Genomic DNA, 343 nt, shown 5'->3' with positions numbered 1-343 from the left:
GAATAAACATTACTGCACCAATGTTTATACCAAGATTAAGTATTCCTTTAAAGTCATAACCGGCAATAATTCCAAGAATAATTCCAAGAATTAAGCCAACCATCATTGGTTCTCCAAATACACCAAACTTCTTTTGAATTTTTTCAGGATTAACATCTAATTTATTTAATCCAGGAATTTTATCAATAATTTTGTCGCCAAGCAACCCTACTGGGAAAAATACAGCTGAAGAAAGTGTAGGTAAGGAAATGCCTGGGAGGCCAAAATGTTTTTGGATCATAGGAGCAGACCAATCTGCCAATTTAATAATGACAATTGCTGTGATTCCTGCTGCTACTAATCC

The 343-nt window shown here is 34.7% G+C and carries 1 protein-coding gene; it reads right to left on the bottom strand.

Translation table 11 applies throughout. The annotated features are described in order from the left end of the window. Positions 1-343: PTS transporter subunit IIC (locus RYX56_RS21560; RefSeq protein ID WP_317124017.1), on the bottom strand; the 343-nt coding region annotated here is incomplete at both ends.

The organism is Alkalihalophilus lindianensis, assembly GCF_032843265.1.
Taxonomy (GTDB): domain Bacteria; phylum Bacillota; class Bacilli; order Bacillales; family Bacillaceae_D; genus Alkalihalophilus; species Alkalihalophilus lindianensis.
Note: the sequence above shows the minus strand (reverse complement) of the source record. Positions and strands in the feature narration are given on the sequence as shown.